We start from the raw sequence: 24,150 nt of genomic DNA on the forward strand, positions 1-24,150 counted from the left end.
CTTTACTAACAGGCAGAGATCCAGCGATCTCTGCCATTTTTGTGACAGTGCTGGCCGTCAACGAGACGCAATAGCAGCACTTAACTCCCGGTATAGCGCTTTGTGATGGTCACTGAGGATGGCGACATCCACCTGCTCAAAATAGCCCCGCGCTTTGGCCGGTGCCTGCAGCGCCAGATACAGCTCACTGAGGCGCAACCGGTGAATAGACTGCTGCAAATCGTCTATACCTGGTCGCATATAAGACAATGATTTTTCGTAATAATCTACGGCCAACCCCAACCGCCCGAGCAGCTGATAAGTGCGTGCCAGATTACCGTGCGCGACAATAATGTCGTGATGGCGGCCAGTGGGCAGGATCGCATCCAGCGCCTGCTTGCGATAATAAGCGGCATCGTCCAGCTGCTGAAAAGCATGGCGAACCAGCGCTTTAATGCTATTCAGTTCAAACACAAACTGCGGATCGCGGCTTTTGGCAAAACGCTGCTCAGCTTGCAATAACAACTGCCAGGCTTTGTCATATTGCCCGGCGACGGCCTGTAAATTGGCCAGTTCCAGCACCCGCATCGGGTCGGCAAAAGCCTGATAAATCGCCTCAAGCTGCCGGCTCGCCAGCTCAGTGTAATAAGCGGCCTGCGCATCGTCACCACGGGCGATCAGCGTCTTAGCCTGATAAAAATACAGCTGAGTGCGAAAGGCCACAGGCGCATCAGCGATTTTCAGCAGCTGATTGCTTTCATCATAGAGCTGGCGAAACTGATGTTTGACGTACAAATAATCCAGCCGGTACGACTGCAGCTTAAACCACTGCAACGTATGCAGCGGTGTCTGTGCCAACGCTTGCTGCAACAATTCGGTACAGGGCGTGGCCGGTTGTTGCAGACAAAACTCTTCATGATCACTTAAATGCTCAGCGGCCCAAACACTGTTCAGGAGGCCGGTACACAGCAACGCAAGCGGAATTTGCTTAAATTTCATCATCAGTAGGGCTTGTACCTCAGCAGACTGGCAGCGTCAATCAGTGCCGCACTGGGGTTGCGCTGTTGTATCCGCCAGCTGTTGTTGCAGGCGCTGATACAGTGGCTGGTAAGTCGACTCGACCAACTGCGGATTGACCTCTGCCAACAATTGGCGGGCGCCGGGGAGATCCTGCAACTGACAATGTAACTGACTGAGGCGCAATAAACGCATTTGCCGGCGCACATCGTCAGCACCAGGGCTCATCCGCGCTAACGCTTGCTGATAATATTGCTGCGCCAAACCATATTGGCCCAGTAGTTGATAAGTCCGCCCCAGATTGCCGTAGGCCACGCTGATTTTGCCGTTGTCGCCGCTGGGTAAAATGGCATCTAACGCCAGTTTGCGCGAGTAAGCGGCGTCTGCCATCTGCCCGTTTGCCTGCTGCACCAGCGCTTTGTTGGTATGAAGCTCAAACAGAAACACCGGGTCTTTGCTTTTGGCAAAACGTGCTTCTGCCTGCATCAACAGCTGCCAGGCCTGATTTTGTTGCCCCATCACCGTTTGCAGATTGGCCAGCTCCACCAGCCGCAGAGGGTCGGCAAAGGCCTGAAATAACTGCGTTAAATCAGTGCTGGCTAACTCAGCATAATGCTGCGCCTGCAACAGTTGACCATTGCTGTGCAGAATTTTGGCCTGATAAAAATACAACTGCGTGCGAAACACCCGCGGCATATCTTCCAGTTGCAATAACTGGGTCGTTTGCTGCGCCAGTGGCTGGTCCAGGTGTTTATCAAACAGGTAGTCGAGCTGATAGGATTTCAGCTGATACCAGCGCACCGAATAAGGTTCTGCACTGGCCAGCTGTTGTTGCAACAATGCCAGACAATCCTGCCGCGCCGCACTTTGGCAAAAAGCCTCATGATCGTTGAGGTGCTCAGTCGCATCAGCCGCCGGCATCATCACAGTCCACAAAATACAGAACACCAGCCAGCACAGCTTCATACGGCACAATTAATCAATTAAGTTGCTGGTGTTTTACCTGCTGACAGCAGTTTGGTCAATCACTGTGAAAGTCAAAGCTATGGCTGCAGCTTCTTTTGCAGGGAAATTGCTTGCTCCCGGTCTGAAAAAAACACCACCAAATGAAAAGAGGCGCGGCAGACCGGACTAAGGAACCGCCGCACAGCGGTCGGCCCAGTCAAGTGCCGCCGCGGCTGGTGCAAACACCAGTTCCGCCTGCGGCTTCAGCAGCTGCAACAAAGCTTCGGCCTGCTCTGCTGCTGACAACTTCGCGCCGATGATCTGGCTGAACTGCTGTTGCTGCACCAGCAAGCGCTGCAGTTCAGCCGATTTGGCAGCAACGCTACTCAGCTGTTGTTGTTGCTGTGAAAACGCCTGTTGCCACGTCGGCCAGCTGGCTGGTAGCTGACAGGCCGGCGCCTTGGCAAAACCCTGCTGCAAAGCCAACAACGCCGGCGGCTCCAGCATTAAGCTGTCGGCAAGCTGCGTCAGCGGCTCATCGAGGTGATAACGGCCGGCTGCAGTTTTTAAATGGTGACGGCCGTAATAATGCAGCGGCTGCAGATACTGGCTGAAGTCCTGCAGCGCCTGGTTCTGCGCGCTTGTCAAAGCCCCAAGTTCCTGCTTCGCCCATTGTTGCAAACTGGCGCCGGCCTGAACCCGGTGCTTGAGGCCAATCTGCACAGCATAGTCATCCATTGCGCTTAATCGTTGCGACAGCATTGCCGTTGCATCTGCTGCGGGCGCGGCCGGCGACCAGAACCGCTCTGCCACCACAAATAACCGCGGCCAGAGTTTAAAGTCGAGTAGTTCCGGCGCGACCAGCTCAGACCAAAGTGCCGCTTCGCCGCCCCATAGCAGTTGCTGCTGTGCGTCCGTTAACACTGGTGTGCTGGCAAGTGCCGTATAAGGTTCGGGCTGTAATGTCAGCGGATAACTGTGATTGCCAATCAGCGCCAGCGCTTGTGTAGGATTGCCGTCTTTCAGGCTAAACCGCAGCTGTACAGGCCCAAGATAATTATCCGCATCCAACCGCAGCTGCTGCGTGTTGGCCAAAGACGTGTTGGCCAAAGACCAGCTGCGCACTTGTGCCGGTACCACACCCCGGCCTGTCGCGGCCAGGCTGCCCTGCCACTGACCATTTTTTGTCTGATACAAGCGGACAGTGCCGGTCACAGCTTTGCCGTTTAAGCGCTGTAAGCTGAAGGCAAATTGCAGTTGTTGTAGTGCTTGTGCCAGTGCGGCCATTGGCGCTGTCACTGGCATGGTCACCGCAAGCGGGTCGTTGCGCGCGTGATAAGCAGCGGGCTGTGGCATATCGAGGTAAAAACCGGCTGATAACAGCGCCGGATGACCAGCCCGTACCGCTGCCCCCAGCGCGTCCTGGCCCTGCCAGCTTTGCACCACCGTAGTTTTCGGCAATTGCGGATGCAAGGTTTCATCCCAGCCAATCATCCGGCGCTGCTGCTGTGCGAGCAGCGCCGCGAGTTTCTGGTTAAACCAGGCCTGCAGCGCATGACCATCGGCCAGTTGCTGCTGTTGCATCAATCGCTGGATCTTGCTGCTTGCCAGCCAGTGATCGGCTTTGACTTCATCGCCGCCAATATGCAGATAAGGGTCGGGAAACAGCTGGCGCCACTCGGCGACCAGCGTGCTGATAAGTTGCCAGCTTTCAGCTTTGCTGACATCCAGCACCGGCGCAAACACGCCAAAACGTCGCTCCGGTGGTAGCGGCTGCACACCGGTTTTATCCAGCATGGCATCCGGCCAGGCTAACAATTCCGGATAAGCCATGCCAATCGCCGAGGCATGACCCGGCACATCCAGCTCCGGCACCACCCGAATGCCCCGCGCGGCGGCATAGCTCACCAGCTCGCGCACTTGTTGCTGGCTATAAAACTGGCCCTGACTCGCCAGCTCGTGCAATTTGGGATAAGCCTTAGATTCGATACGCCAGCCCTGATCATCGGTCAAATGCCAGTGCAGCACATTGAGTTTGGCAGCCGCCATGCCGTCCAGCGTGCGGCGGATATCAGAGAGCGGGATAAAACGCCGCGCACTGTCGAGCAATAACCCGCGCCAGCGAAACCGCGGTTTATCACTGATCTTCAGCTGCGACAGTTGGCAGCTATTGCCGTCACAACTGATCAACTGGCTCAGAGTCATCAGGCCATACAACACGCCGGTGCTGCTGTGCGCATCGAGGCGGACTCGGTCAGCGTCAATCTGCAGCTGATAACTTTCGTCATCATCCGGGCCAGGTAGCGGAATGGCCTGACGATAGCGGATCTGCAGCTGTGCGCCCGCAGCAGGAGAGGCTTTAAAAGTTAACTGCGGCTGGAATTGAGCCAGCAGTTGCAGTGCTTGCCGCACCGCAGCACTGTCCGGCCCGTCCACCGCCACAGCCACGCTGTGTGGCAGTTGCAACATGCCGCTGCCAGCTTGTACTTTGGCCGGTTGTGGCATCAACACCGGTTCGGCCTTTGTCGTTGCGGCAAAGAGCGGTGTAACCACACAGATAAACATCAGCAGCTGTCGCATGCTTAGGCTCCTTGCAAGCTGATTTGCGGCATCAATTCCCGCGGGATAATAGCGCCATGTTGTTGCACCACGGCCGCCGCCAGCTGATGGCCGGCCTGCGCAGCCGCCACCAAATCCGCCGCGACTAAAGCATCAGGCGCAGTCAAAAAACGGCCAAGAAACCCGGCGGCAAAGGCATCGCCAGCACCGCTGCTGTCGACCAGTTGACGCACTTGTTGCGCTTCGACCTGCAGCCGCAATGCTGCTGTGCCAATCCAACAAGGCGCAGCGCCGCATTTAAGCAGCACGGTGTATGCGCCGGCGTGAAGCGCGGCGTCGACTAAAGCCGCCGGTGTGGCTGCCGGTCCTGCATCCGGAAGTTGCCAAATCAGCCGCTCGTCGCTGTCGGTCAGCAGCGCCAGCTGACAGAGCGGCAACAGCTTTTGCTGCCAGCGCGCGGCAGCTTCGGCTTGCCACAGCAAAGGCCGGAAATTATTGTCGTAAATCAACCAACCACCACGGCCGACAAAATCCGCCGCCGCCTGATACAGCCGCTGCCGGTCTGGTTCCGGCAAAATCGCGACGCTGATGCCGCTCAGATACAAGGCATCCAGGCTGCCGTTCACCAGCGCCTGCTCCAACGGCGTCTGCTTTAATGATGTCTGTTCAGCAGCAAAATACTGCCGCACTGCGCTGTCATCGCGCTGATACCGAAAACTGCGCTCGCCGGCGGCGTCGATATCAATCCAGTATTGGCCCAGTGTTTTCGCTGGATGCCGGCCAGCCCGCAATGCTAACCCTTCCTCTGCCAGCGTTGCGGCCAGCTGATTACTGGCAGCATCCTGCCCCAGCAACGTGAAATACTGCACTTCGATATTGAGCCTGTGCTGAGTACTCAACCGATGCAGATACAAAGCGGTATTCAGCGTATCGCCGCCAAAACCATAACCCCGGCCATCCGCCCGATGCTCGCGCATCACTTCGCCAAAAAAACCGATGCGCATCAGCTGGCCTCCGCCTCGGTGGCAGATGAATAACCGCCGCTTTTCTCTGTGTCAGTCGCTGGCTGATCGGTGACCCGACCCGCCGCCAGCAGTGCCAGGGCGTCGCTGCGGCTCATCGCCACTGGCGCGCTCAGCAGGCTGCCGATTATCGCCGCAATCAAACTCAACACCGTCGCCGGGATCACCGGATTGCCCCAGAAAGCCAAAGCACCCGGCCACCACAATACCAATAACGACACCAGCGGCGCAGTCAGCAAAGCCGCCAGCGCGCCGGCTTTATTCAGCCGGGTCCAGCGCAGGCCGAGCAGCGCCACGGCAAATAAACCGGACAACACCATGCCGACCATAGTCGTGATATAGCCGATGATATTGTCAGCCAATAAGGCAAAACCAAGCGCCAGCGCCACCACAGCGACCAGGCCGAGCCGCGACAACAGCACCACTTTTTCCGGCGCCGGCAAACGGCCAAACACCACTTTATACAAGTCGCCAACCAACACCGACACGCCGGCAATGGCATCAGAGCTGGCGCTCGACAAGGTCGCGGAAATCCCGGCCAGCAGCACTAACACACCGAGCGCCAGCGGCAGCGTATTCAGCGCCAGATAGGGAAAGGCATAAGAGGGATTTTGCAGCGACGGCGCCAGCTGCAGGGCGGCGAGGCCCAACAGGGCCGGGATCAGCGAGAAAAACAAATACAACACGCCGGACCAGACAAAAGATTTGCGGATAGCACTGACATCTTTGCCGGAATAAATGCGCTGGCGAAAACTCGGCGTCGCCAGCACACCAACCGCCACCGCGACCGCCAGCGACAAACCAGGCAGCCAGGTTGCTTCGACAGTTTGCGCCGCCGCCAATGCATTGGCCTGAGCTTGAATGGCATCAACACCACCGACCGCCGCCAGCGCAAAACCCGCCATCAGGATAAAACCGACAAATAAAATGATCGCCTGCACCGCGTCCGTCCAGACCACTGCGGTGTAACCGCCAATCACCACATAAATGGCAAAACCAGCGGCGATCAATAACTTACTCTCAGTTAAACTCAAGCCGGTAAGCCAGGCCAGATACATACTGCCGCCAAGAATATGTGCGCCAAGCCAGCCAATACAGGCGATAAAAATCAATACACCGACCACATGGCGCACCAGTTTGTCGGCGCCGGTGTAATAACTCAGCTCCTCCGCCATGGTGAGGAAATTGAGCTTGCGCAGCGGCGCAAACCACCAGGCCAGCAGCAAAATACCAATGCCACCGCCAAGGCCATACAACACCCCACCCCAGCCATGTTGATAGGCATAACCGACCGCACCCATCGACGAACCGGTGCCGACCATAGTCGCGACTGTAGTGCCCAGCATCAGCCAGAATGGCAAGGCGCGGCCACCAAGTAAGAAGTCTTCACCGCTTTGTTCGCCAGCGCCTTTAGCCCGGTGCGACACCCACCAGCCGAGCGCGATCATCGCCAGCAAATACAGCGCAAAACCGACCAGAAACAGCCATTGCTGCTCTGTTTGTTGTATGGATTGTTGCATGAAATGTTTTTTCCCCGTTGCGCTGTCGCGCTGCTGTTCCGCTGCGCAGACTGGCAGCTCTGTGGCCGCCTGGCTCTTTCGCAGCGTTGTTTTGTCGCGCGCTTAACTGCCTTTGTAGCAGGTGACGTCAACTTCCACTTTGCAGTCCACCACCAAATCGGCGACGGCACAGATCCGCGCCGGTGGATGGGTGCCAAACACTTCGCGGAATACTTTATTAAAAGAACCGAAATAACGCGGGTCGGTCAGCACCACAGTAACGTGCACCACATGTTCGAGGCCATAACCTGCTTCCTGCATGATGTCGAGGCAGTTCTGAATAGCGAGGCGCGACTGTTCGACGATGCCACCTTCGACCACTTCACCATCTTTCATCGGCGTCTGGCCGGACACATATAACCAGCCGCCGGCTTCCACCGCGCGGGAAAATGGTAAAAACTGGCCACCAGTGCCGGTGCCGCCTTCGGCGCCAAATCTGCGGATCATGCGTGTGCTTCCTTATCTGGATTGGAGTTGGGATGGTTAATAACGGAGTTCTGCGCCGGTAGGCGGGCTAAAAAACGACCGGCGCGCTGACCAGTCGCCGCGCCTTGCTGATAACTGAGCACACCATTGACCCAGACCGCAGAAATGCCGGCCGCAGCAGCAACAGGGTTAGTAAAAGTCGCGTTGTCGCGGATTGTCGAAGGGTCAAATAACACCAGGTCAGCCTGATAACCTTCGCGCAGCAGCCCACGGCCGGTCAGATTAAAATTCTCCGCCGACAACCCGGTCATTTTGTGAATGGCTTCGGCCAGTTCAAGCAGCTGTAAGTCACGGCAATAATGACCAAGCACCCGTGGAAAAGCGCCCCACAAACGCGGATGCGGCAAGGGGTCACAAGGCAGGCCATCCGAACCAATCATGCTGTAGGGCGCCTGCAAAAACTGCTGCACGTCAGCCTCATGCATGCCGTGATACACAGCACCGGCCGGCATCAGTCGTGTGGCGGCCTCCAGCAAACTGCATTGCCAGTCGGCGGCGATATCGGCCAACAACCGGCCGGCGCTTAGCGGCTCCGGTTCTGACCAGGTGATCATAATGGCAAAGTCGGCGGTGACCTGCGCCAGGTCCAGCGTGCTGGAACTGGCCGAATACGGATAACAGTCGCAGCTGAATTGCTGCTGTTTGCGCCTGGCGGCAAAAAAGTCGAGGATCTCCGCTGAGCGGCCCCAGTTCAGCACACCGGCACATTTTAAATGCGACACCACCACCGGCACATTAAGCTTGAGGCCCAAATCTGCCGCTTCGGTTAAAGCATCAAGAATGCCGTCAAATTCAGTGCGTAAATGCGTGGTGTAAATAGCGCCGGCGGCACAAAGCGGCGCGGCCAGAGCGAGTAATTCTTCCGCTGGCGCAGCGGCAGCATTGTGATAAGCCAGGCCCGAACTTAAGCCCAAAGCGCCTTGCGACAGCGCCTGTTCCAACGCCTGGCGCATCTGGACGATTTCGCCTGGTGTTGCGGCGCGGTCAAGCCGGTCCATGCTGCTGGCTCTGAGCGCGGTGTGGCCAACCAGCGCCGCTACATTGACAGCAGGCTGTACCGCATCCACCGCGGCGGCATAATCGGCAAAGCGCGGATAACAAAAATCTGCGCTTTGCCCCAGCAGATTCATCGGGTCCGGCACTTCGGTGCGAAGCGTAACCGGCGCGGCACTGATGCCGCAGTTGCCGGTAATGACCGTCGTCACGCCCTGGCTGAGCTTCGCCAGCATCTGCGGGTTACGCAGCACTTCCAAATCGTCGTGGGTATGCACATCAATAAAACCCGGTGCCAGCACCAGCCCTGTGGCATCGATGACGGTCGCGGCCTGGTTCGCAGCACAGACCGCCGCTTCCCCGGCCAAATCACCGATGGCGACAATATTACCGGCCAGCACCGCCAAATCGGCGTACCAGCCGGGGCGGCCACTGCCATCCAATAACAACGCATTGCGGATCAGCAGGTCATACTGCAAAGCAGCGGCGGAACTCGGGTTTCCCAACATTAATCTCCCAGCGGCAGGCGCTCCGGCCCTTTGCGGTGTTCATCCAGTTCGTGTTTAATCCGCCGCAGTTTCTCGCGTGATTTGCGCTGATTCAGCACCGCAATCTGGCTGACCAGAATGTCGATGGCCGCCAGCATCACGTAACGCGACGCGCTGGGTTTATAAATAAAATCAGACTCTTGTGTCAGGATCGGCAGGTGCACATCGGCCAGCGCCGACAGCCGGCTGTCCGGACAAATCGCCACGACCTGGCTGCCATAATCTTTGGCGATTTGCACCGCCGCTTCGACGTCCGGGCTATAACCGCTGAGCGACAGACAGAGCACCACGTCGCCTTTGTCGACACTGGCCGCCGTCATCCGCATCAACAATGGGTCGGAATAGGCGTTGCTTTGCACACACAGCCGGAACAAGCGGTTATGCGCTTCCTGCGCCAGCACTGAGCTGCCACCACCGACACCAAAAATCAGCACCTTAGGCGCATTGATCATCAGCTGCGACGCCGCTTCGATGGCTTCCTGGCGAATCAGGCCGGTATTGAGCTGCAGAATTTCAACAATGGCGCTGTAAATGGCCGGAATGTCTTTTTGCTCAACTTGTTGTTCAGTGATAAAACGCTCACCGACCGCCGCCGACTGCGCCAGCCGTAATTTCAGTTCGCGCACATTGGTACATTGCAGCGCCCGCGCCAGCCGCGTGATGCTGGCATGGCTGACACCGGCCTGATCGGCCAGTTCGTTAATCGGCGCATTGGCGGCGTAGTTCAGGTCATTGAGGATAAACCGCGCCACTTTTTGCTCAGACGGGCGCAGATGCGCCAGACATTCATGAATTCTTGTCACTATATCCACAACTGGATGTCCTTAAGGCCCAAGGCCAGGCTGATATTGTTCAGAATTGGGTCGCCAGCACCCGGCGCACCATAAAATCGTCGTCCAGCACCGCCAGCTGGCGCCATTTATCCAGCGTCAGACAAGGGTGGGACGTGCGAAAAGCCAGCATATCACCAACAGCTAAAGTTGTTGTGGCCGCGACCCGCAGTAATAAATGTTGATCCATGATTTTTAAGGGTTCGGCGGTAAATGGCGCAGGCGCAGCCATGCCCGTTTGAAACCACAGCGCCGGCTGCGGCAGCCCGGCATCAAAAGCCGCATCACGTTTGCCAAGCCCGACCACGATAAGGTCCGGTTCAGGTCGCGACAGCACATAAGCCCAGACCAGCAAAGCGTCTTCCAGCGCACCGGGGATCAGGCAAGCCTGCGGGCTACGCGCCAGCACCTGCTGCTGCGCCTGCTGATAAATGCCGCTGTCGTGCAGCGCATAACAGCCGGGCCGCAGCACCAGCGCAAAGCCGTGCTGGCTTAAGCCGCTGTGCTGAAATTCGTCCGCCACTAAATCGTAATAAGCCGAACCGGCGCCGCTGACCAAAAACAAACCCGCTGCATTAGCTTGCAGCAAACCGGCCTGATGAAGCTGCGCCGCCACGGCATAACCATCGCGGATAAACTGGCGAAGCGCCTCGTCCCCACCTTTAACCACGCCTTCGTAAAATTCGACACCACAGAGTTTTAACGCCGGGTACGCCGTGATGCACTGCGCTAAATCAAGCGCTGCCGCCGCGCCACGCACTCCGCAGCGCCCGCCCGGCACACCGAGTTCCAGCAACAACTGCAAAGTGACGCCGGCCTCTGCCATCACCTGCTGCAGGCCCGGCAGCTGCGCCGCGTCATCAATCAGGCAATAAAACTCCAGCCCTTGCTGCAGCAGCTGTGCGACCTGACGCTGTTCGGCGCGGCCTACTAATGGATTGGCTAACAGCACCCGGCGCATGCCGGCGGCGACAGCAACCTGCAACTGCGGCACAGTCGCCACAGTGCACCCCCAGGCGCCGGCGGCCTGCTGCGCCTGAAACAACGCTGGTGTCATCGCCGTTTTGCCATGCGGGGCGAGCAGCGCCTGTTGCTGGCCGGCAAAAGTCGCCATCCAGGCCAGATTCCGCTCTACCACCGGCCAATGCAGCGTTGCGACCGGTAAACAAATGTCCCCCGCCAGCAAAGACCAGCCGGCGCTTAATTGCTGCCAGTCGCCGAGGCCTTTACCGGTTAAAGGCAATTCCTGCCCTTGTTCATCTGCGGCAAGCCGAATGTCGGTCAAGGTTGCTTTCCTTTTTCCCTGCAGCAAAGCCGTCGGCGCTTGCTGCAAAAATAATCATTGTGTTGGCTTAAAATATCGTGTTAAAACATAACAAGCAAGCATAATTATAAAAGTTAGTTAATAACATACTGGTTTAGCACCAGCTGTTTTTCACCGCACTCAAAAACGGCGGGCGACGAGCGCAGCGGGCCTTCCGGGGCTCAGCACAAGCCTTCGCGACCTGCCAGCCAACAAGGTGAAAACAACAAGTCAATGCAGAGGAACAACATGTTATACCCAGATCACCGTCCACAATTTCGCGTCAGCCTGCTGGCATTGTCTGTGGCTATGCTGCTGAGCACCGCGGCACAGGCGCAAAACGTTGAAAAAGCCGCCGCCAAAGTTACAGAGCCTGAAGTCGAGCGTCTTGAAATTCGCGGCATCGCCGCCAGTAACAAACAAAACCTGAATAACAAAAGATTCAGTGAACAGGTGGTCGACACCATCACCGCCGAAGATTTAGGCAAGTTGCCGGATGTGACCATCACCGACACACTGCAGCGTATTCCCGGCGTGCAAATTCGCCGCTCGGCCGGTGAAGGCTCTACGGTGAACGTACGCGGCATGCCGCAGGTCACTACGCTGCTGAACGGCGAACAATTTTTATCCGCCGGCTCGCTGACCACAGTGCAGCCCGATTTTACTGACATCCCGTCGGCACTTATCGCCGGCATCGACGTACTGAAATCGCCGATGGCCAATGTGTTATCCGGCGGTATTTCCGGCACGCTGGATTTAAAAACCTGGCGGCCGTTGGATTTAAAACCCGGCAGCACTTTTGCCTTTAACACTGAATTGACGCGCGGCAGCCTGTCGAAAGAAAACGACGGCAAAGTGTCGTTATTTGGCGGTTACAAATCCGACGACGAAAAATTCGCCGCCGTGATGACACTGTCTTATGACCAGAACAATCTCGCCAACTACTTAAACGGCGCCATCCTCAATGCGATGGAAGTGGTCGGCGAAAACGAAAAAGACTTGCGCGATTTCAACAAAGACGGCGATAAAAACGACACCTTTTTCACCCAGCGTTATTACGGCGTGATGGACCGCACCACTGAGCGCGACCGCATCGGTGCTAACGCTTCAGTGCAATATGTGCTGAGTGACAGCCTGACGCTGACCGCCGATGTTTTCCACACCCAAATGGATGACGCCGACCGCAAACAAGGCCTGATGGTCGACAGCGCACGTGGCAATAACTGGGCATATTCCGACAAATTTATCCCACGCGCCGACGGCCCGCTTGGCGGCAAGATTTACACCGTCAGCGAAGCGCTGTATCAGGTGCGCCGCGTCAGTGCTTATTCCGAAAGCCTGACCAACGATCGTGAATCAACCAATATCAACCTGCAGCTCGACTTTGATAACAAAGACGATTTCTCCGGTTCTGTGCGTTATTTACGCGGTGATGCCAGCCGCGACCATACCGAAAACGTCGCGCATGCTTATGTCACCAGCGGTGCGCAACATGGCCTGATGCGTAACGTCGGTAACGGCATCGAGCCGGTCAACCCACGCGGTTATGGCCCGGCCGATATTCCGGTGCAGTTCAGCCGCGGTGGCAAATATATCAGCCTGAGTTACCCACAAGGTTTTGCCCAGGACATCAAACGCACCAATTTAGTTTCGACCTACTCTGAAAATAACTTCCACGAAGAAGCCACGCTCGACGTGCTGCGCGCCGACGGCAAATATGCCTTTGAACTGGGCGATATTCAGTCGGTATCTTTTGGTCTTCGCACGGCGAAACGTGATGTTGAGCGCGACACTTTTATCCTGGTGGCGCCGTTTAAAACCGGTAATTTAGCAGCCGACGTGATGTGGAAAGACTCAGGCGCCTCTTTAGGTGACACCAATGGCGATGGCGTGGCCAACGTGGCGCTTGGCGATTTAACCTTAGGCCGCGCCTGGTACTTCGACGAATTACCAGCCGGCTGGGTGCACCAGGTCAACGGCTTTGGCCCGGCAAGCTCGGACAGCTTTTATCTGATTAACCCCAAAGCGCTGGATAACCCGTTTGAGTCACAAAACCAGCTGTATCCGGGCAATAAAAAGCTGTCCGACCCGGCGAAAAGTTACGGCGTGACTCAAACCGACCACAGCGCTTATCTGAAACTGGATTTAGACGGTGAAATTGCCAGCCTGCCGTATCAGGCCAATATCGGCGCACAATACATCAAAACCGATCTGGAAATTCTGCAGAATCTGGTTGGCAGTGCGCGGCCTTGTTCGCTCTGTACCGCCGCCATTAAAGCCGGCGAAGAACAAATCGACCGCGACGATGACACTGTGCTGCCATCGGCTAACTTCCGCTTAGATCTCAGCGATGAGCTGATTTTACGCGCCGCTTACGGCAAAACCCTGACCAACCTCGATTTTGCCAAACTGGCCGGTGGTGTGTCAGTCGGCCGCACCCGCGCCGGTGACGTACTTGCCAAAGAATATGGTGTATCACCGGATTTATTAGTCGCGGTCAGCGGCCGCCAGAACGGTAACCCCTTGCTGGAGCCATGGCGCTCGACCAACTACAACCTTGGCCTGGAGTGGTATTACGACAGCGCGAGCCTGCTCAGCGTCGGTCTGTTCCGGATGAACATCGATTCTTTTATCGAAAAAGGCCAGGTGATGAAAGGCCTGCCGGACATCGACGGTGTGGTGCGACGTGAAGTGCCGGTCGACACTGAAATTAACGGCAAAGGCGGCACGGTCAAAGGTGTCGAAGTGACCTGGCAACAAAGCTTTGATTTCCTGCCGGGCATCTGGAGCGGTTTAGGCACCACGCTGAACTACACCTATGCGCCTTCGGACAGCGCCAACAAAGATGTCTATGGCGCGACACTGCCGATCCAGGACAACTCAGAGAATTCCGGTAACGCCGTGCTGTGGTATGAAAAAGACGGCCTGCAGCTGCGTGTCGCCGCCAACTACCGCAGCGACCGGCTGGATTCTCTGGCTATTCCGCTGGGTAAAGGTGTAGTGCCGATTTGGACCCAATCAACGGTGTATGTCGACGCCTCCGCCAGCTACGACCTGTTTGAGCACAGCAGCGTCTACCTGCAGGTCAGCAACCTGACCGGCGAGTTCGAAAACAACTACGCCCAGTGGCGCGACCATGTGATCTATCAAAACGTCTACGAGAAGCGCTGGACGCTCGGCTGGCGCAGCCGCTTCTGACCCTGTCCTGCAACTCAATTTCCTCCCGGTTTTTGAGTGCGATGTTTGGGGGCCTGCGGGCCCCCTTTTTTTGCGGTCAGATGATGGGGTTCACTGTATGCACCCATCAACAGTTCCTTTTATTAAAACTAATGTTGATAGGTTGTTGCCATTTATACCGAAGCCCGCTAGCTTAGCCCGCACCTTATTTTCGCCAAATATCAGCAGATGCAAGTACAAAAATGGTGGGTCCTTTGTTTGTTGTGGTTACTGCAATCCTGCGCCACAGCCCCCGCGCCGGACAAAAAAACCTTGTCCTACGGCCTGATCTATCTGGGAGACAGCCCGGATGTATCGATGCGAACTATCGTGACCGGCGAAGCCCGGACGGAACAGGAGCCAAGCCGCCTGCCACGCACGCCGCTGGCGAAACTCAAGCGTGGCAATCTGACGCTGACATTATCTGCGGCAGATAACCTGACTTGCCTGGCGACGCTGCAATCCAACTTCACAGCCATGAGCCTCGCCACAATGGTACTGCCTGAGTTGCTCAGCAAGCCATTGCAGGGGCACTATGAACTTGAGCTGGTGCTGCTGCCACCAGCCAATATGGATGTTAACCAGATCACGCGGCTGCCAAATCCGGCACTGCAATTTTTTACGCCTTTTGATTGCCACAGCAGCAGCGCCATGCAAGAAGTCACGACTGTCGCGTTGCCAATGCTATTCCATGAGCTTGCCCATCTGGAGTCATTTTTAATCTGGCCAGATGGCTGGGAATTGCAGCCACGGTTGGGATTTTGGCTGGGCTTGGGGCTAACAACGGACCAGCAAATATCAATACTGGCGACAGAAATAGTCGCCAGCCAATTCCAGCTCTGTACCGCTTTGCTCACGCCTGCCATCACCAGCGCCCAGTTGTCGGTCAGTATTCCTGCGCAGCTGAAGAACACGGACCTGCACGCCGCAGTGATCCGCCAGGAGCTGTCAGAACCAGGCCCGAAAGAAAAGTCCGACCGCCGGACTGCCATAGGCGCTCTGCTGGCCAAACTGCAACTCAACGCATTATTGGGCGATAGCTATAACGCGCACAACCCGGCACAAAAACAGCAGCTGCAACACTTCTGCCGGCAAGTGCTGACACCAGACAATATCCAGCAGCAAATCGACTTACTGACGCCGCACCGGCATTTGTTATAAAAGGCGAAATGAGGATTTAACGGTCTTCATGTAGCTATGTTGTTGTGATCCCAGTGAAAAGCCGATAGCTTGAAACTGAACGCTTTGATTAATCAATGGACAAGGAAGACTGATGGATATGACAGGGACAGCGACGCCGCCAGAGGCAACGACACCACACACCGGGCCCACACTCGAAATAGCGCCGCAAATCGCTCCGCCAGCCCAACCCTGGGCCTTTGGTGGCTGGTTGTTTTTGCTGGGTTTTGGTATTTGCCTCGGGCCTTTTCGCTTGATATTTAATCTCTGGGGCCTTTACCAACCGTTCTTTAGCGACGGCAATTTCAGCGATATCCTGCACGCCGCCTCTGCCTGGTTTATTTTGCTGATCTTCACTGAGATGGTGATCAACCTGCTGATGCTGGCGCTGTCGGTTTATCTGATTTATCTGTTTATGCGTAAAAGCCGCTTATTACCGAAGTATTTTTTTATCCTCGCCGCGATAGCCGCCACCTTCCTGCTCGGCGACACCCTGATCACCAGCCTGATGTTCCCACAGCTGGAAGTCTGGACTAACGACGTCATCAAATCCCTGTGCAGCAGCGCCTTCGCTCTCGGCATCTGGGTGCCTTATTTGTATATGTCTGAGCGGGCGAAAAACACTTTTGTTTGTTAGTGGGTGATAAAAAAATTGCTTCAGACAAATACCTTCCTGTCACAAACAACTGAACCTGGAATAAGTGAACATAAATGCGGCTTTATCGATTTAAGCGAGAAAAAACTATTAGCTTTCACAACTTTGGCGACATGCAAGTGTATGTCTGCCTTCTAAGCGACATAAAAGGTGAATTGCACCCTGGTCTGTCGATTGTCACTTCAGCTTCTATATTTGAAGTTCCTTACCCTTTATCCAAACCAGAAGCCATATCCTTTGCCGCTTCGATCAGGGCTGCAGCAAATGGAACTGTGCCATTCAAGGTCACTCTCAAAGGCAGTTATGCGAACATGTTCACTTCTACTTCAATAAGCTTCACCCGAATTGAAGACAACCAACTGAAAGCTCGATTTTTCCACGGCATATTTATATTCGGGCAGTATGGCTGGACTACGATGCAGCCTGGCTCTGTTCTTATCTGTGCAAACAGTATTGAAAATCTGGTGTGGGACTGAACACAAAATGTTTTTTGTTCGATGATTGGCTGCGGCAGAAACGTCGTTTTGTGCCAGAAGCCGACGATGGCTCTTGCTACAAAAACATGACTGCGTTTCACCGCAACCGGATGTTTAAGATGATCATTTGGAAATGAGTTTTGCAGCGCCTGACGCACCACTGGGAGTGCCTCAAAGGATCTCACACAGCTCACCGCAAAGCGTGCTGTATAAAAGCAGCTAAGCGGTTTATGTTTTCACTTATCCAGTAATTTCGTAAACGACAAAGAAGCCAACAGCCAATCATTGTTTTTACGAACATACACTTCCGTCACTATAAAATTATTGCTGACTTCACGGCCGCCAACCACCGCAAGCAAGGTTATGCGGTTGAGTAAAATCGCTGTGTTGTCAATAAGTTGTACCGTTGCCTGATGTACATCAGCTTTTTTGTAATGAATGCCACCGGACTGAATCACATCCAGTTCCTGCTGTTTGCCCCATGACCCGCCCATGTGCACAAATACCGATTTGGCATCAAACAGCTTATCGAGCGCAGCCACATCTTTGTCCGCCATCCATTGCCATTTCTGTTTGGATAATTGCAGCAGTGCTTGCTCTGCAGCCAAGGCGGGCAATTCCGGAGCGTCTGCCGGAGAACCATTGGCCGTAGTGTTTGCAGTCGCAGCGCTCACATACAACAAACACAGCGCGGCGATGAACATCGTCCCAGTCATTTTTTTCATTGTGTCCTCAGTTAAGATTGTGTGGGTGTTGGTTTAAGTGGCGCCTCAACATCAGAAAACGCCTGTACAAAGTCCGGTAAACGTTGTCCTTTGATAACAATTCCGTTCAATGCTGCGGTCAGCTCAGTCAGTTCTGCCTTGGAAAATTGCACATGTGCGGCGCCGATATTCTGCAGCAGATGGCTTTGACTGGTGGTGCCTGGGATGGGCGCTATCCAGGCTTTTTGGTGTAGTAACCAGGCAAGGGCAATTTGTGAAGGCGTCGCGGCTTTTCGCTGTGCCCACTGCTGAACAAGCTCCACCAGTTGCATATTGTGTGCGAGGTTTTCCGGGCTGAATCTGCTTTCTGTTGCCCGGAAATCCCCGGCCGCAAAGCGCGTCTGACTATCAATCCAGCCGGTCAGAAATTGCACGCCAAGCGGGCTCCATGGCACAAAGCCGATGCCAAGCGCTTCGCAAAGGTGCAACGTCGTTTGCTCTGGTCCACGCCATAACATCGAATATTCGCTTTGTACGGCGCTGACTGGCAGCGTGGCATGGGCACGCTTGAGGGTGTTGGGGCCCATTTCTGATAAGCCCCAGTGCAGCACTTTACCAGCTTGCATCAAATCGGCCACCGCACCCGCGACATCCTCAATCGGCACATGAGGGTCGACGCGGTGCTGATAGAGCAAGTCGATACGGTCGGTTTGCAGGCGGCGCAGCATCGCATCCACGACCAGTTTGATATGCTCGGGCTGGCTATTCAGTCCCGGCAGCCTGGCACCGGTTTGCTGGTCGATATTCCAGCCGAATTTGGTGGCAATAACCACCTGGTCGCGAAAGCCTTTCACGCCTTCACCCAAGATCCGTTCAACTTCAAACGGGCCGTAAGCTTCCGCGGCATCAAAAAAGGTGACGCCCTGCTCATAAGCCGTGCGGATCACCTGATGCATCTCCTTGCGGTTGGGCACAGATGTGTCGTATTTGCGGCTCATATTCTGCACACCAAGGCCAATAGCCGACACCTGCAATTGGCCAAGCATTCGCACCGGCAGCGGAGTACTGGTTTTTGCTGGAGTCCGCGACACTGGATTGGCATGGCCTGGACTGCTCAGCATCGATGCCGCTGTCACGCCCGCACCAATCAATAAAAACTCTCTGCGATTTTGCATCTGTGGCCTCTTGGTATTTGTTGGCTGCTTAACGGCCTGGACTGGTTTGCACCAACTCCATCCATGTCACCGTTTGGTTTTGCTCTGGAGTGGAAATGGCCAGATGAGTCATGGCGCTGCTGTCGCTGGCGCCATGCCAGTGTTTGGTGTCGGGTGGAATGTTCACGACATCACCGGTTTTGATCGGCTGCGCTTTTTTGCCTTCCTGCTGGACCCAGCCTTCGCCGGAAATGACGATCAGGGTTTGTCCTTGCGGATGGCTGTGCCAGGCTGTGCGGGCACCGGCGGCAAATTCGACCAAAGCGCCGCTGTACTGGCCTTGCACCGGCGAGCTGAAGCGCGCACTGATTTTGGCCGTGCCGGTGAATTTATCGGGCTCACCGACACTGACAGTGGCGTCACGGCTGACGGTCACAGTCGGCAGTGCTGCCGTTTTCGCTAGCGTCACGCTCTGCGCCGCTGCGGATTGTGGTTCCAGCACCGCCAGCACCTGGCTGGCGCTCTCGTGACTGACCTGATGTTCAAGTACAGCGACGAATTCCCGTAATTGCGCGGGGCTATAGCCCATGCGCAAACAAATACTCAGGTGTGATTTGAGCTGCGCTGCGGTGCCCGGCAACACTGCCAGGATGCTGATGGTGACCAGCTCGCGGTCGGCATGACTTAACACGTCGCGGTAAAAAATCGCGGCAAACAAATGCTGGACCAGAAATTCATCAATGACCGGTACCAAAGCGGCGTAGCCTGTGGTGCTGTTGCGCATGTCCCGCCCGGTCAGGCTATTTCGCACCTGATGACCATAAGCATTGGCATCAAAATCCGCCGGAAGTGGTGTCGCTTCTTTTCCCATCTCGTCACGAAGCCCTTGTTGCTGACGGGCATCAAGTACGCGAATCAAGGCATTAATGCCGTTTAAAGCACGGGGAAAACCGGCGTAGGCGTATGACTGCACCAGTATTTCCTTGATTTCATTGATGGTAAGTCCCTGCGTCAGGCCCTGATGCATGGCTTGTTCAAGCTCTGGGATTTTGCCCTGCGCGGTGAATGCGGCAATTGGGATCATCGCCTTTTGCCGCACGGCAAGCGTGGTGGTTGCGTCGCCCGCCACTGCAGGTGCAGCTGATGCCAGCAGCAGACACAGCCCGGCTATCAGCATAGTGGCTGGTCTGGTAAAAAGTCCTGAAAAGCTCATCGATGTTTCCCTCATAAAACCTGCCTGCGCTGTTAACGTGCCAGTTGTTTATCCCGCAACCAGTCAGCCAGCAACTGCGCGATTTGGCGATTATTCAAATCGGAAAAAGGGAAATGGGTATTGCCATAGATACCGACTTTAGGCAGATGGACCACAGTCGCATCCCCACCATGGCGGTTGATTGCGGCGGCCCATTCCTGCGCCATTTCAAGCCGTACCCGCCAACCATCAAGGCCCGGATAAGGGCTTGGCGTCAGCGGAATGTTGTCACCGTAATAAATGACGATAGGGATTTGAGTCAGCTTTTTGAATTCGGCCAGTGACACCTCAGCCGCCGTTAAAGCACCGCTGCTACTGGGTTTAGGCGCCGGTACTTCGCCGGCAGGGAAGACAAAATTACTGCCGGGTTCATAAGAGACAATGGCTTTGATCTGCGGATTACGCATCGCAGCTAACCAGCCCATGCCGCCGCTGTGAGAATGTGTGACTAAAATGCCGTCGCCAATTTTATTGAACAACGCATCCACTGCACTGACATTGACCTGGATATCGATGGGACCGACATCCGGGGTGATTTGCCGGAAGTATTGCTCAAGCGCTGCTGGCTCCTTTGGGAACTGCACCTTGTCGAAATACTGCGGCCATAAGCCGACCCGAAAAATGTTAAACCATTTTTGCTCATCCGGTTCAGGCGTATAAGTCCCGGGCAAACTGCCTTTACCGGCATTGCCGCGGCGCGGCTGATCTAACAGATAAACACCATAACCCTGGCGTAAAAACAGGGTTTGAAAGCCTTCCCGGCCATCCGGGGTGGATTCCCATGTTTTTGAGAACTGCCCAATGCCATGCCACATCACCAGCGGATATTGCCGTGCTTTGCCCGGAATTTGATAGAACACATAAGCGTGGTCACTATGCAGGGTTTGACCGGCACTGCTGAGTTTGATCGGGTCGAATTCGCCGGGTTGTTGGATCACGGTACCGCCAACCGCAAAGCTACCCTGCTGCGCAATCACCAAAGGCCCGGGGTTTGACTGGCTAAGAACCGAATGGCTCGGCAGCTCGCTGCTACAGGAAGTCAGACCTGCCACGACCAGCAGGGGGAACAACGCGTTTATCCGAAACATATTTTTCATAGTTACTCGTCCTTTTGACTCGCGGTCGACGGCAGAGGGCCTTGCAATGTGCCGCCAAAAAATTTAGCTAATTCGCGGACCGCCTGACTGACGTATTTGGGCTGCCAATACGTCTCGATATGGGTTGCGCCTTCAATCAGATACAGTTGTTTCGATGCAGCCTTACTGGCCAGCTGAAAGGCTTCTTGTGTCATATACAGCGAATCAGCTTTGCTGCCGGCGATCAGCAATAACGGCTGTTGGAGCAAATCCATATTGCTCACAGCATCAAAGTTCATCAGCGACAACAAGCTGCTTTCGGTGTAACGAAAGCTCGAGTTCGGATGTGCGTGCGTTTTCCAATAGTAGTCAAAGCCCTGACGATACAGCTCAAATGGCAGTGCCGCGATTTGCGCATCGCTGAGTTTGGCGTCACCCACATAACGAACTTTCCCGGTGGCTGCTTCTTCGGCGCGCGCAGCGGACGCTGACTGTAATCGTTGTTGGATAGTATCAAGCGCAGAATCCATATAGCCGTTGCTCCGCACCCGGCCTGAATTAAACAGACTTAAAGTTGCCACTGCGACAAAACGTTTATCCGTCTGTGCGGCTTTTAGCGCATAACCACCACCGCCACAAATGCCCAACAGGCCAATCCGCGAGTGATCAACCCCGGCAAACTGCGCAATAAAATCAGCCATGCCATGAATGTCTTCAATCCGATGGGCTGGTTTATCGACATTTCGCGGTAAACCGCCACTGGCGCCCTGATACGCGGCATCGGCAGTAATAGCGATATAACCAAGTTCAGCAAGACGCTGCGCATAAAGCCCGGCCACCTGCTCTTTGACGCCACCATTTGGATGCGCAATGACAATCGCCGGGTATTTTGGCTGCGGGTGCTTATTCGTTGCGTTATAGCCAGCCGGGGTATACACATTGGCGGCGATCTCGATGTTATTGAGCTGGTAACGCACCGGATGAATATTGACCTGCCCGGCCACATTCGCGCTTAGCGCCCCTTCATAAGTCAGGGTGAAAGGGTTGTCGCGATAATCGGCGGCGAATACCTGCGCAGATATCAGCTGCACACTGAGCAGCAGCGCTGCAGTTTTGGGAATGAAATGCATGATCTGACTCACCTTTGGTGTCTGTGTCCGGTGCTGATCGCAGAGCATAGTCAACGATCTGATTACCGCACAGCTTAGCCCTGAACCCACAAAGCTTATAGGCTATTCCTGTGAGATCATTGCCTATTCCTCTTGGTTCTTTGTCTGCTGCTATATTGCTCTGACAGCAGTCGATATACTCAAAGCCCAACAAAAATCAGCGCAGGTGGGACCCGATGGAAAACAATGCAACGTTGGACAGCAACATAAAACTCTTGGCTTCAAGTATTTCAAGGCTTACAGCACAAGAGGACTACTTTCCGACGAAAGTCCCGGGCCTGACTGTATTTAAAAAAACAGTGGCCCACCTGCCGATGGCTGGTTTGTACGAGCCGAGTGTTTGCTTAATTGCCCAAGGGGCAAAACGGGTGCAACTGGGGGATGACAGTTACAGCTACGACACCAGGCATTACCTGTTCTCGGGGGTCCATTTACCTGTGGTCGCGCAGGTGACAGATGCCAGTGTGGAAACACCTTATCTCGGCCTGAAACTGACCTTTGATTACCCGGAGATCACCCAGCTAATGGTCGATGGGCAATTATCGCCGCCGAAAGGACAGTTCAGCGGCCGTGGTATGGCGACCGGAACTTTGACACTGGCATTGATCAGCGCTTTTCAACGCCTGATTGATTTGGTCGATGACCCAGCCAGTATTGCGATGCTGGCGCCGCTGATTCGCCGGGAAATTTTCTACCGGTTGCTGGTTGGTGAACAAGGCGAAACCCTGCGGCAATTGGCGGTGATGGGCACCCAAACACATCAGGTCGCTAAGGCGATTTCCTGGCTAAAAGCGCATTTTAATCAACAGGTCCGGATTGAAGAGGTTGCCAATATTGCGCACATGGGGGTATCGACCTTCCACCACCATTTTCGCAATATGACTGCGATGAGCCCGCTGCAATTTGTCAAGCAGCTCAGATTGCAGGAGGCGCGTCGCCTGATGCTGGTGGAATATCAGGACGCGGCCTCAGCTGCCTTTCAGGTTGGTTATGAAAGCCCGTCACAATTTAGTCGCGAGTACAGCCGTTTCTATGGCAGTTCGCCGGCGAAACATATCAGTGAGCTCAGGGCGAAGCTTGTTTCCTGAGTGCACCGGAACACCGCATTTGGCAGATAAGCGGCGAATCCGCCCCTAGACATGTGGAAAAGCGAAAGTCCGCGACGCAACTCAAAGCGCTGAGCAGTTCTGTGCCAATTGCGGGCAAATGAGCTATCCGCTGCCGAATCGCAGCTTTTCACTGAAAACAGACATTACTCGAAATTGATGACTCCCGATTCCCGAATGTTTCGAGACCGATATGCAGCGTAATGATACTAATCACAGTTATGAAGTCAGTTTGGCTTACACCATCTCGAAATTTTCCAGGGCTTGAATTACCAGAACTACTAAGGTTGATCTGTGCATAACCCATCTGCAGCCTTGCTGTTCTGATTGGCTTTTGTCGATACTTTTTGTTGCGGATCATATGGCACAGCAGCGTCACTGGTCATTCGACGCGACCAGTATGGAATTCCATCGGCAGATCGTAACTTCAAGACACCATGTTCAGTATTGATCTCAGTGGCGATCATCGCTGGAGCATTAAGATATTGGATCATCGAACCAGTGGCACTGACTTGCATACCATAAGCCAGCGTTATCGGCTGATCCTCGACATAAAATTTCGGTCCCAGATGCACGATTAACTCCGTTGCAGCGGTCCGTAATTTGATGTGCAAGCCGTTACACATCCGATTATTCAGACTAAAAGGTTCAACGGCTAATATCTGGCCATGGACAGTTTGTATCGTTTTGGGATTAAACATACGCTGGTATTGCCCCCGCATCCCCCATTCATCGGTGTTCACTTCGTCTGTTTGTGCTTGTGCAGGCGTTATTATCAGCGCCATTAGTAGCAACCATTTTCTCATAGCCACCTCGCGTGTTGTCGATTCTAGTGTTACTACCGTACCGGACTCTGTCTGTGGGATAGCCCACATAACCGGGTCATTCTGCTTTGCAGGTATATAACTACTATTCATTTTGA

20 protein-coding genes are annotated in these 24,150 nt (G+C 54.9%); 5 read left to right on the plus strand and 15 right to left on the minus strand.

Going from position 1 to position 24,150, the window contains the following annotated elements; genetic code table 11:
* Positions 1-57 precede the first annotated feature (57 nt).
* The 9 genes from ABNT34_RS08630 to ABNT34_RS08670 all read right to left on the minus strand — a co-directional run bounded on the left by ABNT34_RS08630 (position 58) and on the right by ABNT34_RS08670 (position 11,223).
* On the minus strand, positions 58-981 hold the full coding sequence (locus ABNT34_RS08630; protein WP_348730660.1) for a tetratricopeptide repeat protein: 924 nt from the start codon (positions 979-981) through the stop codon (positions 58-60).
* A 33-nt stretch (positions 982-1,014) separates the two neighbouring features.
* The gene (locus ABNT34_RS08635; protein ID WP_348730662.1) at positions 1,015-1,962 is read right to left on the minus strand and encodes a tetratricopeptide repeat protein; all 948 of its coding nucleotides are present in this window, start codon (positions 1,960-1,962) and stop codon (positions 1,015-1,017) included.
* A 165-nt stretch (positions 1,963-2,127) separates the two neighbouring features.
* Positions 2,128-4,521 (minus strand): family 20 glycosylhydrolase, encoded by a 2,394-nt coding sequence (locus ABNT34_RS08640; RefSeq protein WP_348730663.1) that lies wholly within the window; start codon positions 4,519-4,521, stop codon positions 2,128-2,130.
* 2 nt (positions 4,522-4,523) lie between these two features.
* A complete protein-coding gene (locus tag ABNT34_RS08645) occupies positions 4,524-5,504 on the minus strand; it encodes a PfkB family carbohydrate kinase (RefSeq protein WP_348730665.1) in 981 nt (326 codons plus the stop codon).
* Positions 5,504-7,042, minus strand: a complete 1,539-nt coding sequence (locus ABNT34_RS08650; protein WP_348730667.1) for a sodium:solute symporter family protein — start codon at positions 7,040-7,042, stop codon at positions 5,504-5,506. The genes ABNT34_RS08645 and ABNT34_RS08650 overlap by 1 nt, the downstream gene beginning before the upstream one ends.
* Before the next feature lie 102 nt (positions 7,043-7,144).
* Positions 7,145-7,528: a RidA family protein gene (locus tag ABNT34_RS08655; protein ID WP_031569890.1), complete on the minus strand. Its 384-nt coding sequence runs from the start codon at positions 7,526-7,528 to the stop codon at positions 7,145-7,147.
* On the minus strand, positions 7,525-9,069 hold the full coding sequence (locus tag ABNT34_RS08660) for a D-aminoacylase (RefSeq protein ID WP_348730669.1): 1,545 nt from the start codon (positions 9,067-9,069) through the stop codon (positions 7,525-7,527). Before ABNT34_RS08660 ends, ABNT34_RS08655 begins: the two co-directional genes overlap by 4 nt.
* Entirely contained in the window at positions 9,069-9,920 is an 852-nt protein-coding gene (locus ABNT34_RS08665; protein ID WP_348730671.1) for a MurR/RpiR family transcriptional regulator, read from the minus strand. The genes ABNT34_RS08660 and ABNT34_RS08665 overlap by 1 nt, the downstream gene beginning before the upstream one ends.
* Positions 9,921-9,960: 40 nt before the next feature.
* On the minus strand, positions 9,961-11,223 hold the full coding sequence (locus ABNT34_RS08670; protein ID WP_348730673.1) for an alanine racemase: 1,263 nt from the start codon (positions 11,221-11,223) through the stop codon (positions 9,961-9,963).
* A 267-nt stretch (positions 11,224-11,490) separates the two neighbouring features.
* Between ABNT34_RS08670 and ABNT34_RS08675 the strand changes: the two genes are divergently transcribed.
* The 4 genes from ABNT34_RS08675 (at position 11,491) to ABNT34_RS08690 (ending at position 16,767) form a co-directional block, all read left to right on the plus strand.
* Positions 11,491-14,439, plus strand: a complete 2,949-nt coding sequence (locus tag ABNT34_RS08675) for a TonB-dependent receptor (protein WP_348730675.1) — start codon at positions 11,491-11,493, stop codon at positions 14,437-14,439.
* A 336-nt stretch (positions 14,440-14,775) separates the two neighbouring features.
* Positions 14,776-15,618, plus strand: a complete 843-nt coding sequence (locus tag ABNT34_RS08680) for a hypothetical protein (RefSeq protein WP_348730677.1) — start codon at positions 14,776-14,778, stop codon at positions 15,616-15,618.
* A 112-nt stretch (positions 15,619-15,730) separates the two neighbouring features.
* Positions 15,731-16,273 carry a DUF2569 domain-containing protein gene (locus ABNT34_RS08685; RefSeq protein ID WP_348730679.1) on the plus strand — a complete coding sequence of 181 codons (543 nt, stop codon included), beginning with the start codon at positions 15,731-15,733 and terminating at the stop codon, positions 16,271-16,273.
* A gap of 74 nt (positions 16,274-16,347) precedes the next feature.
* The gene (locus ABNT34_RS08690) at positions 16,348-16,767 is read left to right on the plus strand and encodes a hypothetical protein (protein WP_348730681.1); all 420 of its coding nucleotides are present in this window, start codon (positions 16,348-16,350) and stop codon (positions 16,765-16,767) included.
* A 236-nt stretch (positions 16,768-17,003) separates the two neighbouring features.
* On the opposite strand, the gene ABNT34_RS08695 is transcribed toward ABNT34_RS08690, so the two are convergent.
* From ABNT34_RS08695 to ABNT34_RS08715, 5 genes are read right to left on the minus strand one after another with little or no spacing between them, the layout of a single operon-like run.
* Positions 17,004-17,492: a nuclear transport factor 2 family protein gene (locus ABNT34_RS08695; RefSeq protein WP_348730683.1), complete on the minus strand. Its 489-nt coding sequence runs from the start codon at positions 17,490-17,492 to the stop codon at positions 17,004-17,006.
* Positions 17,493-17,503: 11 nt separating this feature from the next.
* Positions 17,504-18,646 (minus strand): aldo/keto reductase, encoded by a 1,143-nt coding sequence (locus tag ABNT34_RS08700; RefSeq protein WP_348730685.1) that lies wholly within the window; start codon positions 18,644-18,646, stop codon positions 17,504-17,506.
* A 28-nt stretch (positions 18,647-18,674) separates the two neighbouring features.
* Positions 18,675-19,838: a carboxymuconolactone decarboxylase family protein gene (locus ABNT34_RS08705; RefSeq protein ID WP_348730687.1), complete on the minus strand. Its 1,164-nt coding sequence runs from the start codon at positions 19,836-19,838 to the stop codon at positions 18,675-18,677.
* Positions 19,839-19,870: 32 nt separating this feature from the next.
* A complete protein-coding gene (locus tag ABNT34_RS08710; protein ID WP_348730689.1) occupies positions 19,871-20,974 on the minus strand; it encodes an alpha/beta fold hydrolase in 1,104 nt (367 codons plus the stop codon).
* 2 nt (positions 20,975-20,976) lie between these two features.
* Entirely contained in the window at positions 20,977-22,083 is a 1,107-nt protein-coding gene (locus ABNT34_RS08715) for an alpha/beta hydrolase (RefSeq protein WP_348730691.1), read from the minus strand.
* A 215-nt stretch (positions 22,084-22,298) separates the two neighbouring features.
* Here ABNT34_RS08715 and ABNT34_RS08720 point away from each other — a divergent pair, with 215 nt between their 5' ends.
* Complete coding sequence (locus tag ABNT34_RS08720; protein WP_348730693.1) at positions 22,299-23,210, plus strand: AraC family transcriptional regulator; 912 nt, start codon at positions 22,299-22,301, stop codon at positions 23,208-23,210.
* Between the two features lie 299 nt (positions 23,211-23,509).
* Here the strand turns inward: ABNT34_RS08720 and ABNT34_RS08725 are convergent, their stop codons facing one another.
* Positions 23,510-24,034, minus strand: coding sequence for a hypothetical protein (locus tag ABNT34_RS08725; RefSeq protein WP_348730695.1), 525 nt, complete (start codon positions 24,032-24,034; stop codon positions 23,510-23,512).
* Positions 24,035-24,150: the final 116 nt, after the last annotated feature.

Source organism: Rheinheimera texasensis, assembly GCF_964031785.1.
Taxonomy (GTDB): domain Bacteria; phylum Pseudomonadota; class Gammaproteobacteria; order Enterobacterales; family Alteromonadaceae; genus Pararheinheimera; species Pararheinheimera texasensis_A.

Coding starts and splice junctions, on each gene's coding strand:
- ABNT34_RS08635 (WP_348730662.1), bottom strand. CDS start 1,962: ATGAAGCTGTGCTGGCTGGTGTTCTGTATTTTGTGGACTGTGATGATG.
- ABNT34_RS08700 (WP_348730685.1), bottom strand. CDS start 18,646: ATGCAAAATCGCAGAGAGTTTTTATTGATTGGTGCGGGCGTGACAGCG.
- ABNT34_RS08705 (WP_348730687.1), bottom strand. CDS start 19,838: ATGAGCTTTTCAGGACTTTTTACCAGACCAGCCACTATGCTGATAGCC.
- ABNT34_RS08645 (WP_348730665.1), bottom strand. CDS start 5,504: ATGCGCATCGGTTTTTTTGGCGAAGTGATGCGCGAGCATCGGGCGGAT.
- ABNT34_RS08660 (WP_348730669.1), bottom strand. CDS start 9,069: ATGTTGGGAAACCCGAGTTCCGCCGCTGCTTTGCAGTATGACCTGCTG.
- ABNT34_RS08685 (WP_348730679.1), top strand. CDS start 15,731: ATGGATATGACAGGGACAGCGACGCCGCCAGAGGCAACGACACCACAC.
- ABNT34_RS08680 (WP_348730677.1), top strand. CDS start 14,776: ATGCGAACTATCGTGACCGGCGAAGCCCGGACGGAACAGGAGCCAAGC.
- ABNT34_RS08715 (WP_348730691.1), bottom strand. CDS start 22,083: ATGCATTTCATTCCCAAAACTGCAGCGCTGCTGCTCAGTGTGCAGCTG.
- ABNT34_RS08690 (WP_348730681.1), top strand. CDS start 16,348: ATGCGGCTTTATCGATTTAAGCGAGAAAAAACTATTAGCTTTCACAAC.
- ABNT34_RS08675 (WP_348730675.1), top strand. CDS start 11,491: ATGTTATACCCAGATCACCGTCCACAATTTCGCGTCAGCCTGCTGGCA.
- ABNT34_RS08710 (WP_348730689.1), bottom strand. CDS start 20,974: ATGAAAAATATGTTTCGGATAAACGCGTTGTTCCCCCTGCTGGTCGTG.
- ABNT34_RS08650 (WP_348730667.1), bottom strand. CDS start 7,042: ATGCAACAATCCATACAACAAACAGAGCAGCAATGGCTGTTTCTGGTC.
- ABNT34_RS08720 (WP_348730693.1), top strand. CDS start 22,299: ATGGAAAACAATGCAACGTTGGACAGCAACATAAAACTCTTGGCTTCA.
- ABNT34_RS08630 (WP_348730660.1), bottom strand. CDS start 981: ATGATGAAATTTAAGCAAATTCCGCTTGCGTTGCTGTGTACCGGCCTC.
- ABNT34_RS08695 (WP_348730683.1), bottom strand. CDS start 17,492: ATGAAAAAAATGACTGGGACGATGTTCATCGCCGCGCTGTGTTTGTTG.
- ABNT34_RS08655 (WP_031569890.1), bottom strand. CDS start 7,528: ATGATCCGCAGATTTGGCGCCGAAGGCGGCACCGGCACTGGTGGCCAG.
- ABNT34_RS08725 (WP_348730695.1), bottom strand. CDS start 24,034: ATGAGAAAATGGTTGCTACTAATGGCGCTGATAATAACGCCTGCACAA.
- ABNT34_RS08640 (WP_348730663.1), bottom strand. CDS start 4,521: ATGCGACAGCTGCTGATGTTTATCTGTGTGGTTACACCGCTCTTTGCC.